Annotated in this window: 15 protein-coding genes and 1 other RNA gene; 13 read left to right on the top strand and 3 right to left on the bottom strand. The window is 68.3% G+C overall.

What is annotated here, in order from left to right; genetic code table 11:
• Positions 1–3: 3 nt before the first annotated feature.
• A complete protein-coding gene (locus tag ACCQ05_RS13575; protein WP_228961578.1) occupies positions 4–384 on the bottom strand; it encodes a hypothetical protein in 381 nt (126 codons plus the stop codon).
• Positions 385–390: 6 nt separating this feature from the next.
• Positions 391–1,173 carry an enoyl-CoA hydratase/isomerase family protein gene (locus ACCQ05_RS13570; RefSeq protein ID WP_228961579.1) on the bottom strand — a complete coding sequence of 261 codons (783 nt, stop codon included), beginning with the start codon at positions 1,171–1,173 and terminating at the stop codon, positions 391–393.
• 164 nt (positions 1,174–1,337) lie between these two features.
• On the opposite strand from ACCQ05_RS13570, the gene ACCQ05_RS13565 reads away from it, so the two are divergent.
• From ACCQ05_RS13565 to ACCQ05_RS13550, 4 genes are all read left to right on the top strand, one after another.
• Positions 1,338–2,036 carry an FKBP-type peptidyl-prolyl cis-trans isomerase gene (locus tag ACCQ05_RS13565; protein WP_228961580.1) on the top strand — a complete coding sequence of 233 codons (699 nt, stop codon included), beginning with the start codon at positions 1,338–1,340 and terminating at the stop codon, positions 2,034–2,036.
• Positions 2,037–2,162: 126 nt separating this feature from the next.
• The gene (locus ACCQ05_RS13560) at positions 2,163–2,960 is read left to right on the top strand and encodes a CoA pyrophosphatase (protein WP_372390870.1); all 798 of its coding nucleotides are present in this window, start codon (positions 2,163–2,165) and stop codon (positions 2,958–2,960) included.
• Entirely contained in the window at positions 2,957–3,829 is an 873-nt protein-coding gene (locus ACCQ05_RS13555) for a sulfurtransferase (protein ID WP_372390868.1), read from the top strand. Before ACCQ05_RS13560 ends, ACCQ05_RS13555 begins: the two co-directional genes overlap by 4 nt.
• Positions 3,830–3,914: 85 nt before the next feature.
• The gene (locus ACCQ05_RS13550; protein ID WP_372390866.1) at positions 3,915–4,868 is read left to right on the top strand and encodes a DUF1684 domain-containing protein; all 954 of its coding nucleotides are present in this window, start codon (positions 3,915–3,917) and stop codon (positions 4,866–4,868) included.
• 36 nt (positions 4,869–4,904) lie between these two features.
• Here the strand turns inward: ACCQ05_RS13550 and ACCQ05_RS13545 are convergent, their stop codons facing one another.
• Positions 4,905–5,480 carry an N-acetylmuramoyl-L-alanine amidase gene (locus tag ACCQ05_RS13545; protein WP_104540598.1) on the bottom strand — a complete coding sequence of 192 codons (576 nt, stop codon included), beginning with the start codon at positions 5,478–5,480 and terminating at the stop codon, positions 4,905–4,907.
• Between the two features lie 23 nt (positions 5,481–5,503).
• Here ACCQ05_RS13545 and ACCQ05_RS13540 point away from each other — a divergent pair, with 23 nt between their 5' ends.
• The 9 genes from ACCQ05_RS13540 to ACCQ05_RS13500 all read left to right on the top strand — a co-directional run bounded on the left by ACCQ05_RS13540 (position 5,504) and on the right by ACCQ05_RS13500 (position 13,872).
• The gene (locus ACCQ05_RS13540; RefSeq protein WP_372390864.1) at positions 5,504–5,995 is read left to right on the top strand and encodes an MOSC domain-containing protein; all 492 of its coding nucleotides are present in this window, start codon (positions 5,504–5,506) and stop codon (positions 5,993–5,995) included.
• A complete protein-coding gene (locus ACCQ05_RS13535; RefSeq protein ID WP_228962604.1) occupies positions 5,992–6,519 on the top strand; it encodes an alpha/beta family hydrolase in 528 nt (175 codons plus the stop codon). Before ACCQ05_RS13540 ends, ACCQ05_RS13535 begins: the two co-directional genes overlap by 4 nt.
• 40 nt (positions 6,520–6,559) lie before the next feature.
• Positions 6,560–7,066 (top strand): GNAT family N-acetyltransferase, encoded by a 507-nt coding sequence (locus ACCQ05_RS13530; RefSeq protein ID WP_372390862.1) that lies wholly within the window; start codon positions 6,560–6,562, stop codon positions 7,064–7,066.
• A 146-nt stretch (positions 7,067–7,212) separates the two neighbouring features.
• On the top strand, positions 7,213–7,455 hold the full coding sequence (locus ACCQ05_RS13525) for a hypothetical protein (RefSeq protein WP_372390860.1): 243 nt from the start codon (positions 7,213–7,215) through the stop codon (positions 7,453–7,455).
• A gap of 107 nt (positions 7,456–7,562) precedes the next feature.
• Positions 7,563–8,516: an SAM-dependent methyltransferase gene (locus ACCQ05_RS13520; RefSeq protein WP_372390858.1), complete on the top strand. Its 954-nt coding sequence runs from the start codon at positions 7,563–7,565 to the stop codon at positions 8,514–8,516.
• Between the two features lie 322 nt (positions 8,517–8,838).
• Positions 8,839–10,452 carry an ABC-F family ATP-binding cassette domain-containing protein gene (locus tag ACCQ05_RS13515; protein WP_372394087.1) on the top strand — a complete coding sequence of 538 codons (1,614 nt, stop codon included), beginning with the start codon at positions 8,839–8,841 and terminating at the stop codon, positions 10,450–10,452.
• A 158-nt stretch (positions 10,453–10,610) separates the two neighbouring features.
• Complete coding sequence (gene rlmKL, locus ACCQ05_RS13510; RefSeq protein WP_372390856.1) at positions 10,611–12,746, top strand: bifunctional 23S rRNA (guanine(2069)-N(7))-methyltransferase RlmK/23S rRNA (guanine(2445)-N(2))-methyltransferase RlmL; 2,136 nt, start codon at positions 10,611–10,613, stop codon at positions 12,744–12,746.
• 146 nt (positions 12,747–12,892) lie between these two features.
• Positions 12,893–12,968, top strand: a non-coding RNA gene (locus tag ACCQ05_RS13505) — sX9 sRNA.
• A 127-nt stretch (positions 12,969–13,095) separates the two neighbouring features.
• Positions 13,096–13,872, top strand: a complete 777-nt coding sequence (locus ACCQ05_RS13500; protein ID WP_228962600.1) for an NAD kinase — start codon at positions 13,096–13,098, stop codon at positions 13,870–13,872.
• The last annotated feature ends 78 nt before the right edge of the window (positions 13,873–13,950 follow it).

Raw genomic sequence — 13,950 nt, 5'->3', positions numbered from 1 at the left:
GAGTCAAGACTGCGCGCCTCCGGCGGCCTTGGCCTTGGCACGCGCCAGGATGGCGGCGGCCAGCGGCGGCAGTGCGGGCGCGGCCGTCTGGCTGGGAGCCGGGGCAGGCGCACGTCGCGCCTCGCGCTCGGCAGCACGGCGTTGCAGGCGGGCTGCGCGTGCGCGGTAGCGTTCGCGCGCGGCCCAGGCAGTGCGCAGGCGCTGTTGCGCGGCGAGCAGTGCGGCGACGACGTCGGCTGGCGTGGCGTCCGCACCGTCTTGTTGCGGCGTCGGCTGGTAGTCCATCAGTCCGAGTGCAAGCGCACGATCGAGATCGTCCGCCCGCACGCAGTCGAACAGTTGCAGCGGCAGCGCGTGCATTGCCGGTGTGGGGTTGGGCGGCATGATGCGTCAGCGATTGCGGAACTGGGCGGGGCGCTTGTCGAGAAAGGCGCGGGTGCCCTCGCGCATGTCCTGGCTGGCAAACAGCAGTGCAAATTCCGCAGTTTCCAGCTGCAACCCCTCTTCCAGGCCGCATTCGCCGCCGAACACCACCGCGTCCAGGATGCCGCGCACCGCCAGCGGTGCCGAGTCGGCCAGGCGCTGCGCCACTGCCAGGGTTTCTTCGTGCAGGGCGTCGGCTTCGACCACGCGGTTGACCAGGCCCAGCTGCAAGGCGCGCGCCGCGTCGATCGGTTGACCAAGCAGGCACAGCTCCAGCGCGGCGGCTCGTCCGGTCAGGCGCAGCAGGCGCTGCGTGCCACCGAAGCCGGGGATCAGGCCAAGATTGACTTCCGGCTGGCCCAGTCGTGCGCTGCTCGCGGCGATGCGCAGGTGGCAGGCCATGGCCAGTTCCAGCCCGCCGCCCAGCGCGAAGCCGTTGACCATCGCAATGACCGGCTTGGGCATGCGCTCGATCCGGCGCATCAGCTGCTGCCCCACCAGCGAGAAGTCACGGCCCTCCATCGCCGACAGCTCACTCATTTCGGCGATGTCCGCGCCGGCCACGAAGGACTTGGGCCCGGCGCCGGTGAGGATCACCACGCGCACCTCGTCGGCCTTGGCCGCGTCGGCGAAGGCCTGGTCCAGCGCCAACATGGTGTCGCGATTCAAGGCGTTCAGTTTGTCCGGCCGGTTGACCGTAATGGTCCGGACACTGGCGTGATCGGCGATCAGAATGACGTGATTGGACATCGAAAACCCTTGTGAACGTAAAAAAATAGTAAATGCGGAACTTCCGAAAGCCTTGCTGGTCCTAGCTTTCGCGATAAGTAGCGGTTCGCTAGCGCGGCCGCTATCCTAGCGCGTCATCTCAGGCGGCAGACCCGTCCTGTGCCACCACCCTGGAGAATTGTTTGATGAAGTTGCGTTCTATCGCGGTCGCCGTGGCGGCCCTGGCCCTGACGGGCAATGCACTGGCCCAGGACACGACGTCCGAAAAGGGCAAGTTGAGCTATTACTTCGGTTACGACTACGGCAACAACCTTGCCGAACTCAGCGGTCGCGGCGAGCAGCTCGACATCAACTCGGTGGTCAAGGGTCTGCAGGACGCCTATGCCAAGAAGCAGCCGGCGATCACGGCCGACCAGCTGAAGCCGGCGGTCGAAGCGTTCCAGAAGCGCGAGCAGGGCCGTGCCCAGCAGGCCAAGGCCGAGTACGACAAGGCCGCTGCCGCCAACAAGACCAAGAGCGATGCGTTCCTGGCCAAGAACAAGGGCACCGCTGGCGTGCAGAGCCTGCCGAGCGGCGTGCAGTACCGCGTGATCGAAGCCGGCAAGGGCGCCAAGCCGACCCAGGCCAGCACCGTGCAGCTGGAAGTGGCCGGCCCGTTCCCCTTCGGCGACCGCGAGAAGGCGCGTCCGGCGCAGCAGATTCCGGCCATCAAGGTCAGCGAAGTCGAAATGAAGGCGATGCGCGAGACGCTGCTGCAGATGCCGGCCGGCTCCAAGTGGGAAGTGACCCTGCCGCCGGAGCAGGCCTATGGCGCCGATCCGCGCACGCCGTTCCCGCCGAACGTGGCCGTGCAGTTCGAGATCAAGCTGGTCAGCGTGAAGTAATCGCGTTTGCCGTGTTTGCTGTTGCAGTGACGACGCCGGCCACCAGGCCGGCGTCGTCGTTTTGGACCGATAGACAGGCGCGAGCAGAGCGATGGACAGATCGCACCACCATGGCAGCAGCGACCGATGAGCCAGACCGATTCGGCCGGTGCGCCGCTGCCCAGCCCCTGCATCGGTGTATGTTCGTTGGACGCGCAGTCGCACTGCGTCGGCTGCCTGCGCAGCCTGGATGAAATTGCACGCTGGATGAGCATGAGCGACACCGAACGCCAGGAGTTGTTGCACACCGTCTTGCCGGCGCGCGGGCTGATCGCCACGCTGCCCGAGCATGCGCGGCTGCGGCGGGCGCTGTATCCGCTGGACACCGCACCCGATGGGCCGGGCTGGAACCATGCCGAGCTGATCGATCTGAGCGAGGGCGGTACCTGCGCCGAAGCGGCGGTGCTGTGCGGACTGGTGCCGCGCGCGCAGGGCACCACGGTGCTGCTGACCCGGCGCACCGACAGCCTGCGCCATCATGCGGGGCAGGTCAGCTTTCCGGGTGGGCGGATGGAGCCGTCCGATGCCGACGCGGCGGCGGCGGCCTTGCGCGAGAGCTGCGAGGAAATCGCGCTGGGCGCGGGGCAGGTGCATGCGCTGGGGTACCTGGATCCCTTCCTGACCGTGAGCGGCTTTCGGGTGACGCCGGTGGTGGCGGTGATCGACCCCGGTTTCGTGGCGGTGCCGCAGCCGGAGGAAGTGGCCGAGGTCTTCGAGGTGCCACTGGCTTATCTGATGGACCCGGACAATCTGCGCAGCGTGGAGCTGGAATTCCGCGGGCGGCCGCGCCGCGTGCTCGAGTACGACTGGCCCGGGCAGCGCATCTGGGGCGCCACGGCCGCCATTCTTCTCAATCTTCGTCGTCGCCTGGAGCAGGTCGCATGAGTGCAGAGCCGAACTGGACCACCCTGGTGGACACCGCCACGTTGGCCGGCGCGTTATCGCATCCGCAGCTGCGCTTGCTGGATGCGCGCGCCGCGCCGCCCACCGCACCCGACCCGGATGCGGCACGCAAGGCCTACGCGCAAGGGCATCTGCCCGGTGCGCACTACGTGGATCTGGACCATGACCTGGCCGATCTGTCGCGGCCCGGGCAGGGGCGGCATCCGTTGCCGCACAGTGCCGACTTCGCCAGTCGCCTGGGCGCATGGGGCATCGCTCCGGACAGCCAGGTGGTGGTCTACGACGCCGGCGATGGCAGCATGGCGGCCGCGCGCGCCTGGTGGATGCTGCGGTTGATGGGGCATCGCCGGGTGGCGGTGCTCGATGGCGGGCTGGCAGCGTGGCGCGCCGCCGGCCTGGCGGAGATCACCGAGCCGCCTGCATTGCACGCCGGCCCTGCGTATCCGGGCAGTTTCGATGCCGATGCGGTGGTGGAGGCCGAGCAGATCCAGGCCCGGCTGCAGCAGGCGCCGGGCTGGCTGCTGGATGCGCGGGCCGGCGAGCGTTTTCGCGGCGAAGTGGAGCCGATCGATCCGGTTGCCGGACATGTGCCCGGCGCGCTCAGTCGTCCGTTGGGCTTGAGCCTGTGCGATGGCCGTTTCAAGCCGGCCGAGGAACTACGTGCGGAGCTGTCCGCATTGCTGGGCACGTACCGGCCGGAGCAGGCGGTGGTGATGTGCGGATCCGGCGTGACTGCCTGCCATCTGTTGCTGGCGCTGGAAGTGGCCGGGCTGTCGGGTGCGCGCGTGTACGCCGGTTCTTGGAGCGGATGGCTGCAGGATCCGGCGCGTCCGGTCGCGACCGCTGCCTGATCAGGCACAATACCGGCAGGAATGGTGTCTGTGGGGACGCAGGCTCGCGGCGCGGAGCGCGGATTCTTGCAGGGTTGGTCGTGACATGCGGTTGCACTTGCAGGTCGGCGTCGTGTGCGCCGCGGTAATGTCGATAGCGGCGTGTTCGGCGGGGTCCACCGCCGACGCAGACGGCGTGCGGATGAGCGGTCGCCACGATGCGGACGGGCCGCAGGTCTATCAGGTTGCGCTGGAAGACGCGCGTGCCCGGCGGCTGGACCAGGTGCGCGCACCCGATGGCTGGCTGAGCTACACCGGCTCCGGTCGCCTGCGCGCCGGCCGTTACCGGGTTGGTAGCGATCCGCACAGCGATCTCGTCCTGCCGGCCGGGCCGGGGCAATTGGGCGAGCTGAGCCTGGATACCGAAGGGCACGTGCGTTTCCGCGCTGCGGCCGGGGTGCCGGTGCGCTTGAACGGGCAGCCGGTGGTGGAGGTCGGTCTGGAGCCCGAACGCGCGGGGCAGCGCGGCGACCGGCTGGATGTCGAGAACCGGCAGTTCTATCTGGTGCAGACCGGCACGTTGTTCGGCTGGCGCTTTCGCGACCCGGGCGCAGCGACGATCCGCCGTTTTCAGGGCTTCGACTATTTCCCGACCGACCCGCAATGGCGGGTGAAGGCGCGCTGGCAGCCGTATGCCACGCCACGCAGCATCACCTTGCTGACATCGATCGGCACGCCGTTGACGGTGGATGTGCCGGGCGAGGCCGTGTTCAAACGCGATGGCCGGGAATATCGCCTGCAGCCGATCATGCAGGACGACGGCAGCGGGCTGTTCTTCCTGTTTGCCGACCGTACCAGCGGCAAGGAAAGCTATGGCGGCGCGCGCTACCTGTTCACCGCGATGCCAAGCGGTGGACAGGTGACCCTGGATTTCAATCTGGCCGAAAACCCGCCCTGCGCCTTCACCCCGCATGTGGTCTGCCCGATCGCGCCACTGCAAAACCGGCTGGACGTGGCGGTGGACGCGGGCGAAAAGACCTATCGCGCGCCGGATCCCTGATCGCTCGGGCGTTGCACGCCCTGACCCGGCATGCGTTCAACGCACTGCATGCGACCAGTGCACCGCCGCTTCGATGCGGGGCCACGGAAACAGCGGGCCAGGATCGAGCTTGCGCTGGATCTTGCGCGCCGGATCGTCGCTGGCCGCTTCCAGGGTGGTATCCAGTTCCTGGTGACCGGCGATGCGGCGCACCGAAGGCAACTGTTGTTGCAGCCATTGCAACAGCGTGACAAGCGCGGCGATCTGCGCCTGCGGATATGGCTCTTGCATCAGCTGATGGCGCGAATCCAGCCAGTGCGGATACCGCCCGCTGTTGACCAGTTCGATGCCCAGCGTGTGCGGATTGTGCCCGCGCACATGATGGGCGATGCGCTCCAGCGCAACGTACTGCTGGATGCTGCCATTGCGGTCGATGTAGTAATGGCCGCTGTTGCCGGTGCCGCTGTCGTAGAGCACGCGCTCGCCGTAGTCGCGCGCCATCGCCATGTCCGGCAATTCGGTGCAATGGATGACCACCATGTCGATCTGGCCGAGCGCGCGGCGGGCCAGGCGCGATTCGTAGGGCAACGGCGCGTAGGTGATCGGCGGCGACGGCAGGACGGCATCGGACATGAAGCGGATGCTAGCATTGCCCGATGGCTTTGAATCCCGACAGCCCCCTGGGCAAATTGATGGCAACGCTGCCGCAGACCGGTCAGGTGACCTGGATCGGCGTGCGTCCGGCGCGTGATGTGGCGATGCTGGAAGTGGACGCGGCACAGGCCACCGCCGGCGTCGGGCTGGTGGGCGATCGTTACAAGGGCGGCAGCGGCAAGCGTGGGGTCACCCTGATCCAGGTCGAGCATCTGCCGGTGATCGCGGCGCTGGCCGGGCACGCGGCGATCGCGCCGGCCACGCTGCGACGCAATCTGGTGGTCAGCGGGATTCCGTTGATCGCCTTGAAGGGGCGGCGCTTTCGCATTGGCGATGTCGAGCTGGAAGGCACCGATCCCTGCGACCCCTGCTCGCGCATGGAAGACGCGCTGGGAGCCGGTGGCTACAACGCGATGCGCGGGCATGGCGGTTTGTGCGCACGCATCCTGCGCGGCGGCGTGGTGCGGCTGGGCGATGCGGTGCAGGCGCTATGAGCCGCGGTCACTGCATTCTGGCGCACGGTTTCGAAAGCGGCCCGGCGGCACGCAAGGTCACCGCGCTGGCAGAGGTGGCCGAGCGTCTGGGCTGGAGCCACGAGCGCCCGGATTTCACCGACTTGGATGCGCAGCGCCAGATCAGCCGGCTTGGCGATGTGCAGGGGCGGCTGCTGCGGCTGTTGCAGACTGCGCGTGCAGCCGCAGATAAGGGCCCGCTGGTGCTGGCCGGTTCCAGCCTGGGGTCGTATATCGCCGCACAGGTGTCGCTGCAGGTGCCCACACAGGGTTTGTTCCTGATGGTGCCACCCACCACGATGGGCCCGATGCCGGCGCTGGATGCCGCGCCGGTACCGATCTCCATCGTGCATGCCTGGCGCGATGCGTTGATCCCGGCGGCGGAGGTGATTGCCTGGGCGCAGGCGCGGCGTGCGCGCTTGTTGCTGGTCGACGACGAACACGATCTGGCCGCGCATGTGGATGCGGCGTCGGCCGCATTCGCCGACCTGTTGAACAGCCTGTGATGCACGCGTGCCGTGGCTGGCGCGGCCTGCCAGGTGAGCGATGGACGTGCTGATTCGCGAGGCCGGCGAAGACGATGCGGCGGCCATCGAGATCCTGACCATGGTCGCGTTCATGCGCGATGACCACAGCCGCCACGACGAGCAGTACGTGATCGCGGCGCTGCGCGAGGACGGAGCGTTGGCGTTGTCGCTGGTGGCCGATCACGACGGCTACGTGGTCGGGCATCTGGCGGTTTCGCCGGTCGTGCTGTCGGACGGCTCGTCCGGTTGGTATGCGCTGGGGCCATTGGCGGTCGGGCCGGGACATCAAGGTCGGGGTCTGGGCACGCGGCTGGTGCAGGCGGCGCTGGCGAATCTGCGCCAACGCGGGGCGGCCGGTTGCCTGGCGCTGGGGGCACCGGGCTTCTTCAAGCGACTGGGATTCGCGGTGGAGCCCGGCCTGAGCCTGCCCGGAGCGCCGGTGTCGGAACTGCAGGCGCTGGCCTTCGGCGACCGCCTGCTGCCGCTGGCCGATGTGGCGTATCACCCGACGTTCGGACTGGGCTGAGAGCGCAGCGACAACGTTACGGTCGGCCCTCCGTTGGATATTGGCGGGGTGCGCAGCAACCGGTGCGTAGCCGGTGCGATTGCGAACGGTGGCCCCAGCCTCGTGGGGTGACGGCCTGGTGCGGGCTGCAATAGCTACCGCGCGGATTGGGCGGTATCGACGGCAGCCTGCGCACCGACACGAGCGATGCGCGCCGTATCCACACCGGCATCGCCATCGCGCACACCCTGCAAGCGCAACAACGCACGCTTTTACGATTCCCGATTCCCGATTCCCGATTCCCGATTCCCGATTCCCGAATCCCGAATCCCGAATCCCGAATCCCGAATCCCGAAATCAAGCTGCGGCCCCTCAGTCATGAGCGGCCGGCATGCACGCACCGGCAATGATTCGTTTCGCGGCAACTGGCCTCGTCCTTCCGACCACCGCACGGTGTCGGGCTCTGCAACCGTGGGCACGACGATGCAATCCCCCATTGCCGATGCGGAGGCGGACCATGCAAGACAACGACCTGCACCCGGGCCAATCCACTTCTCGTGGCCAGCTGATTTCCCATTCCGCCGAGCCCCCGCCGCAGGACGAGGCGTTGTTGCAGGCGGTCCGCGCGCGTCTGCGGGCCACCGCCAACGGCGCCGATGCGCACGTGGACGAACTGCTCGCCCTGGTCGACGAGCTATGGACCTTCGCGCTGGGTCGCTTTCTGCTCATCAATCGTGGGCTCAATGCCGAGTGGGCGCACCAGATGGTGACCCATCCATCGGGAACCCTGGCGAAGGAGTCGACACCGGCGCTGCAGTACGCGTTGTTCGAGTCGATGCCCTTGCTGCTGGCCACGCGCGAGCGGTTCGGCATTTTTCGTCAACAGCTGCAGGCGTTGCTGCGTCCGGGCATCACCCTGGCATCGATCCCCTGCGGCTGGATGGGCGAACTGCTGCTGCTCGACTATCGGGAGTGCCCCGGCGTGCGCCTGATCGGCATCGACCTCGATCCCGAGGCGCTGGAGGGTGCGCGTCGCCTCGCCAGCCAGCATGGTCTGGATGGCCAGCTGTCGCTGCAGCTCGACGATGCCTGGGCACCGGGAGAGGCGGCCAGCGTGGAGGTGCTGACCAGCAATGGCCTGAACATCTATGAGCCGGACGACGAGCGCGTGGTGGCGCTGTACGGCAGGTTCTACGAGCGCTTGCGCCCGGGTGGAACGCTGGTGACCAGCGCACTGACGCCTCCACCTGGCGTGTCTGCCGAGTCTCCCTGGAATCTGGACGCGGTCGATGCCGAGGGCCTGCGTCTGCAGACGCTGGTGCTTGCCGAGATCGTGCAGGTTGCCATCTCGTTCCGTACCCACGCGCAGACCCGTGAGCAGCTGGAGCGCGCAGGCTTTGTGGATGTGCGCTTCATCGACGACAGCGCCTGCGCGTTTCCAACGGTGATTGCGCGAAAGCCTGCTGACTGAGCGCCGCTGCGTCGGAGCGCATGCAAGGGTGCAGCAGCGCCGCGCTTGCCGCGCCGGCACGCGGATGCTCCATGTTGCCAACCGCACGCCGATCTCCTGCAGCCCGGCAACACGCCATTGCTTGAACGCGTGGCCGCATGCAGGCATCTGCGGAGCCGGATGCCTGGGGTGTTGCACCGCTCGGTGCGCGCGTAGACTGGGCGCACAGCCCGCCATGTGAGATCGGTCCGATGCGCCATTGATGCCGCCGTCGTGAAGACGGCCATACCCGTTGCCGTTCCGCCCGGAACGCGACGTGTCCTGGCATGCAATGGAGACGCTGATGACCTGTCCGTCGTTGACGCTGGAAAGCGTGACGTATGTGCTGCCCGACGGCAGCACGCTGTTTTCCGATCTGAGCCTGCACATCGATCAGCGCCGCACCGGCCTGGTTGGCCGCAACGGCGTAGGCAAGAGTGTGCTCGGTCGCCTGTTGGCCGGCCAGCTGGCACCCAGTGCCGGGCGCTGCCTGCGCAGCGGCAGCGTGCATTACCTGCCGCAGCGGGTGAGCGCGATGCCGGGCCAACGCATCGCCGACCTGGCCGGCGTGGCGCCGGTGCTGGACGCGCTGGAGCGCATCGAACGCGGTAGCGTGGCGCCGGCCGATTTCGAATTGGTGGGCGAGCGCTGGACGGCGCATGCCGACTTTGCTGCCGCGCTGCAGCAGCACGGGCTGGACGGGCGCGATCCGCAGTCGCCGGCCGCCCGCCTCAGTGGCGGCGAGGCGATGCGGGTGGCGCTGGCCGGCGCATGGCTGCTGCAACCGGACCTGCTGATCCTGGACGAACCCAGCAATCATCTGGATGGCTTGCAGCGGGAACGGCTGGTGACGCAGTTGCAGACATGGCCGGGCGGGGTGCTGGTGATCAGCCACGACCGCATGCTGCTGGAGGGCATGCAACGCATCGTCGAACTGTCGGCGCAGGGAGTGCGCAGCTACGGCGGCAACTACACCGATTACGCGCAGCAGCGCGCTCGCGAGCAGCAGGCGGCGGCCGAGCTGCTCGCGCAGCGCAAACAGGCCCGTGCACGTGGCCAGCAGGCACTGCAGGCGCAGCTGCAGCGACAGCAGCAGCGCCAGGCGCGCGGGGCGCGCAGCGCCGCGCAGGCCAACCAGGCGCTGATCCTGCTCGGCGCGCAGAAGCAACGCAGCGAGGCCAGTGCCGGCAGACTGCAGCATCGCCAGCAGGCCGAACACGCCCGCCTGAGCGCGGCAGTGGTGCAGGCCGCGGCGCAGGTAGACGAGCCGCAGGCCATCGCCGTACTGGCGCCGGCACGGCCGGCCATTGCGTCGCAGCGGCTGGCAACGCTGCAGCAGGTGGAACTGGGTGACGGGCACTGGGGCGGGCGACGGCTGGACCTGCTGCTGCACGGGCAGCCGCGCATCGGCTTGGTCGGCCCCAACGGCAGCGGCAAGTCCTCGCTGTTGCAGCTGCTGGCTGGGCGGCTGAGCCCGGCATCGGGCCGTTGCCAGGTGCATGTGCCGGTGGCCTATCTGGACCAGGACCTGGGCATGCTGGACCCGGCGCACTCGGCCTTCGCCCACCTGTACGGCGCAGACCCCGATACTGCGGCGCATGTGCAGCGCCTGCGGCTGGCCCTGCTGGGGCTGGATCAGGCGCGCGCGGATCTGCCTTGCAGCCAGCTCAGCGGCGGGCAGCGGCTCAAGGCCGCGCTGGCCTGCGCGCTGTACCGGGCACGGCCGGCGCAGCTGCTGTTGCTGGACGAGCCCAGCAATCACCTGGATCTGGCCTCGGTGGAGGCGATCGGGCAGCTGCTGCGCGGCTACACTGGTGCGCTGCTGGTGGCCTCGCACGATGCCGCTTTCCTGCAACGGCTGGGCCTGCAGCAGCGTCTGGACACCGCACAGCCACAGTGGCGGCTGGCGCCTTGGTGAACCGCGCGGCGGCCGGCGGGGGTGGTAATGCCGGCCGCGATGGCCGACCATTTGCGCCCGTCCACGGCGGCCACGGCATTGCCCTCTGCGGGCGCCGGCCCGCCGTCCTGCTCCCACGCTCGCCGCCACGGCCAGCGTCTTTATTGATACCTGCCCACGTGAAATTCTTCGCATCCTGCGCCAAAGGCCTGGAATACCTGCTTGCCGACGAGCTGCTGACGCTCGGTGCCAGCAAGGCCACCGCCACCATTTCCGGTGTCAACGTCGAAGGCCAGTTGCGCGACGCGCAGCGCGCCGTGCTGTGGTCGCGCCTGGCCAGCCGGGTGCTGTGGCCGCTGACCGAGTTCGATTGCCCGGACGAGGACGCGCTGTACGCCGGTGTGGCCGCGCTGCCCTGGCACGAGCATCTGGCGGTGGGGCATACCCTGTCGGTGGATGCGCACGTCTCCGGCACCGCTATCACCCATGCCCGCTATGCGGCGCAGCGCATCAAGGACGCGGTGGTCGACAGCATGCGCCGGGAGGGGCTGGAACGTCCGTCGGTGGACGTGGACAGCCCGGACCTGCGCCTGAACCTGTCGCTGCGCAAGGGCCGCGCCACCATCTCGGTGGATCTGGGCGGCGGCCCGTTGCACCGGCGCGGCTGGCGCATGGCGCAGAACGAGGCGCCATTGAAGGAAAACCTGGCTGCGGCGGTGTTGCTGCGTGCCGGCTGGCCGCGCGTCCATGCCGATGGCGGCGGCCTGCTGGACCCGATGTGCGGCAGCGGCACCTTGCTGATCGAAGGCGCACTGATGGCCGCCGACGTGGCGCCCGGCCTGCAGCGCTATGGCAGCGATGTGCCCAGTCGCTGGCGCGGCTTCGATCGCGAGCAGTGGCAGCAGCTGGTAAGCGAGGCGCGCGATCGCGACAGCGCCGGGCGTGCCGCGCTCAAGCAGGTGATCCATGGCAGCGACATGGACCCGCATGCGATCCGCGCCGCCAGGGAAAATGCGCAGGTGGCCGGGGTGGCCGAAGCGATCTGGTTCGGCGTGCGCGAGGTCGGCGACCTGCAGACCCCACCGCAGGCCACCGGCGTGGTGGTGTGCAATCCGCCCTACGACGAGCGCCTGGCCGCCGATGCGGCGCTGTACCGCCGGCTCGGCGATACCCTGCAGCGGGTGGTGCCGCAGTGGCGTGCCAGCCTGCTGTGCGGCAATGCCGAGCTGGCCTATGCCACCGGGCTGCGCGCCGGCAAGAAATACCAGGTGTTCAATGGCGCGATCGAGTGCGCGCTGATCGTCTGCGACCCGATCGCGGTACCGCGTCGCACCCCGCTGGCGGCGCCTACCGCGCTCAGCGAAGGCGCACAGATGGTGGCCAACCGCTTGCGCAAGAATCTGCAGAAATTCAAGAAGTGGCGTGCGCGCGAAGGTATCGAATGTTTTCGCGTCTACGACGCCGACCTGCCGGAATATTCCGCTGCCATCGACGTGTACCAGCAAGCCGATGGCGACCGGCGCATCTTCCTGCACGTGCAGGAGTATGCCGCACCGGCGACCATTCCCGAGGCGGATGTGCGCCGTCGCCTGGGCGAGTTGCTGGCGGCGGCGCGCGAGGTGTTCGAGGTGCCGGCCGAGCGTGTCGCACTGAAGTCGCGCGAGCGTGGCAAGGGCGGCAGCAAGTACGGCCGCTTGGAGCAGCGCAACGAAATCATCAACGTGCGCGAGCACGGCGCGCTGCTGCGGGTGAACCTGTTCGACTATCTGGACACCGGCCTGTTCCTGGATCACCGCCCGTTGCGCGGCAGCATGGCGCAGCAGAGCAAGGGTCGCCGCTTCCTCAACCTGTTCTGCTACACCGGCGTGGCCAGCGTGCAGGCGGCCGTTGCCGGTGCCAGTGCCACCACTAGCGTGGACCTGTCCGGCACCTACCTGCAGTGGTGCGCCGACAACCTGGCCTTGAACGGCCAGGCCGGCAGCAAGCACAAGCTGGTGCAGGCCGATGCGCTGGCCTGGCTGGAAGCCGAGCGTGCGCATTTCGATGTGATCTTCTGCGACCCGCCGACCTTCTCCAACTCCGCGCGCGCGGAGGATTTCGATATCCAGCGCGAGCATGTGCGCCTGTTGCGCGCTGCGGTGGCGCGCCTGGCGCCGGGTGGGGTGCTGTATTTCTCCAACAACTTCCGCCGCTTCAAGCTGGATGAAGACGCCGTGGCCGAGTTCGCGCAGTGCGAGGAGATCAGCCCGCGCACCATCGACCCGGATTTCGAGCGGCATGCGCGCATCCATCGCGCCTGGCGGTTGACGGCCTGAGCCCAGCCCGCTCGTGTTGGATGGAGCGCCGCATGCAGCGGCGAAGTCGCCAGCAAGCGCAATTGTCGTATCGGCACACGGCGAAGGGCAGCCACCAAAACGACGGCGCTCACCGCCAGGCGGGCGCGGCCAGGGCTCGGTGCGGCATGTACCACGCGTACACTGCGGCTCCTGCGCGCCATCCGCACTCACCTGACGACCGCTCGCACCGTTGTATTCGCCGCTCCAAGGCGTGGTGGCGCCTGAACGTGCGGACGCAATCGCGGCCGCGCAGGCCAGGGCAGGGCGCAGCGGCAACGAGCCCGCCACGGGGCTGCGGTATGCTGATTCGCATGTTCTGGAGTCGACGATGACCGCAGCACCCCGTATCGCTTTCCTGGCCAGCCCGACCGAGCCTGCGGCCAATGCGCGCGCGCGCCTGGTGCAGCGCTACGGCGATCATCCGCTGGAGACCGCCGAGGTGGTCTGCGCGCTGGGCGGGGACGGCTTCATGCTGCAGACCCTGCATCGCCATGGTGCTGCCGACAAACCGGTGTTCGGCATGAAGCTGGGCTCGGTCGGGTTCCTGATGAACCAGTACCGCGACAACGAAGTCGATCTGCTGGCCCGTCTGCAACGCGCCGAGCCCGCCCACCTGCGGCCGCTGGAGATGCTGGTGCAGACCGAATCCGGTACCAGTGCCGGCTCGCTGGCCTACAACGAGGTCTCGCTGCTGCGGCAGACCCGCCAGGCCGCGCATCTGAGCGTGGACCTCAACGGCCAGACCCGCATTGCCGAGCTGATCGGCGACGGCGTAATGGTGGCCACTCCGGCCGGCAGTACCGCCTACAACTATTCGGCGCATGGTCCGATCCTGCCACTGGGCTCGCACACCCTGGCGTTGACGCCGATCGCGCCGTATCGCCCGCGCCGCTGGCGCGGCGCCATCCTCAAGGCCGATACCGAGGTGCGCTTCCGCGTGCTCGATCCCTACAAGCGCCCGGTCAGCGTCACCGCCGATTCGCACGAGATCCGCGACGTGGTGGAAGTGACCATCCGCGAATCCACGCAGCGCCGCGTGACCCTGCTGTTCGACCCGGAACATAACCTGGAAGAACGCATCTTCAGCGAGCAGTTTGCAGTCTGAGCGGCGGGGATTGGGCATTCGGGATTCGGGATTGGTCAATCACCGGCCCGCTGTCTGCAGTTGACGTGCGATCATCCT

Source organism: Xanthomonas sp. NCPPB 3582, assembly GCF_041475735.2.
Classification (GTDB): Bacteria; Pseudomonadota; Gammaproteobacteria; order Xanthomonadales; family Xanthomonadaceae; genus Xanthomonas; species Xanthomonas codiaei.
Note: the sequence above shows the minus strand (reverse complement) of the source record. Positions and strands in the feature narration are given on the sequence as shown.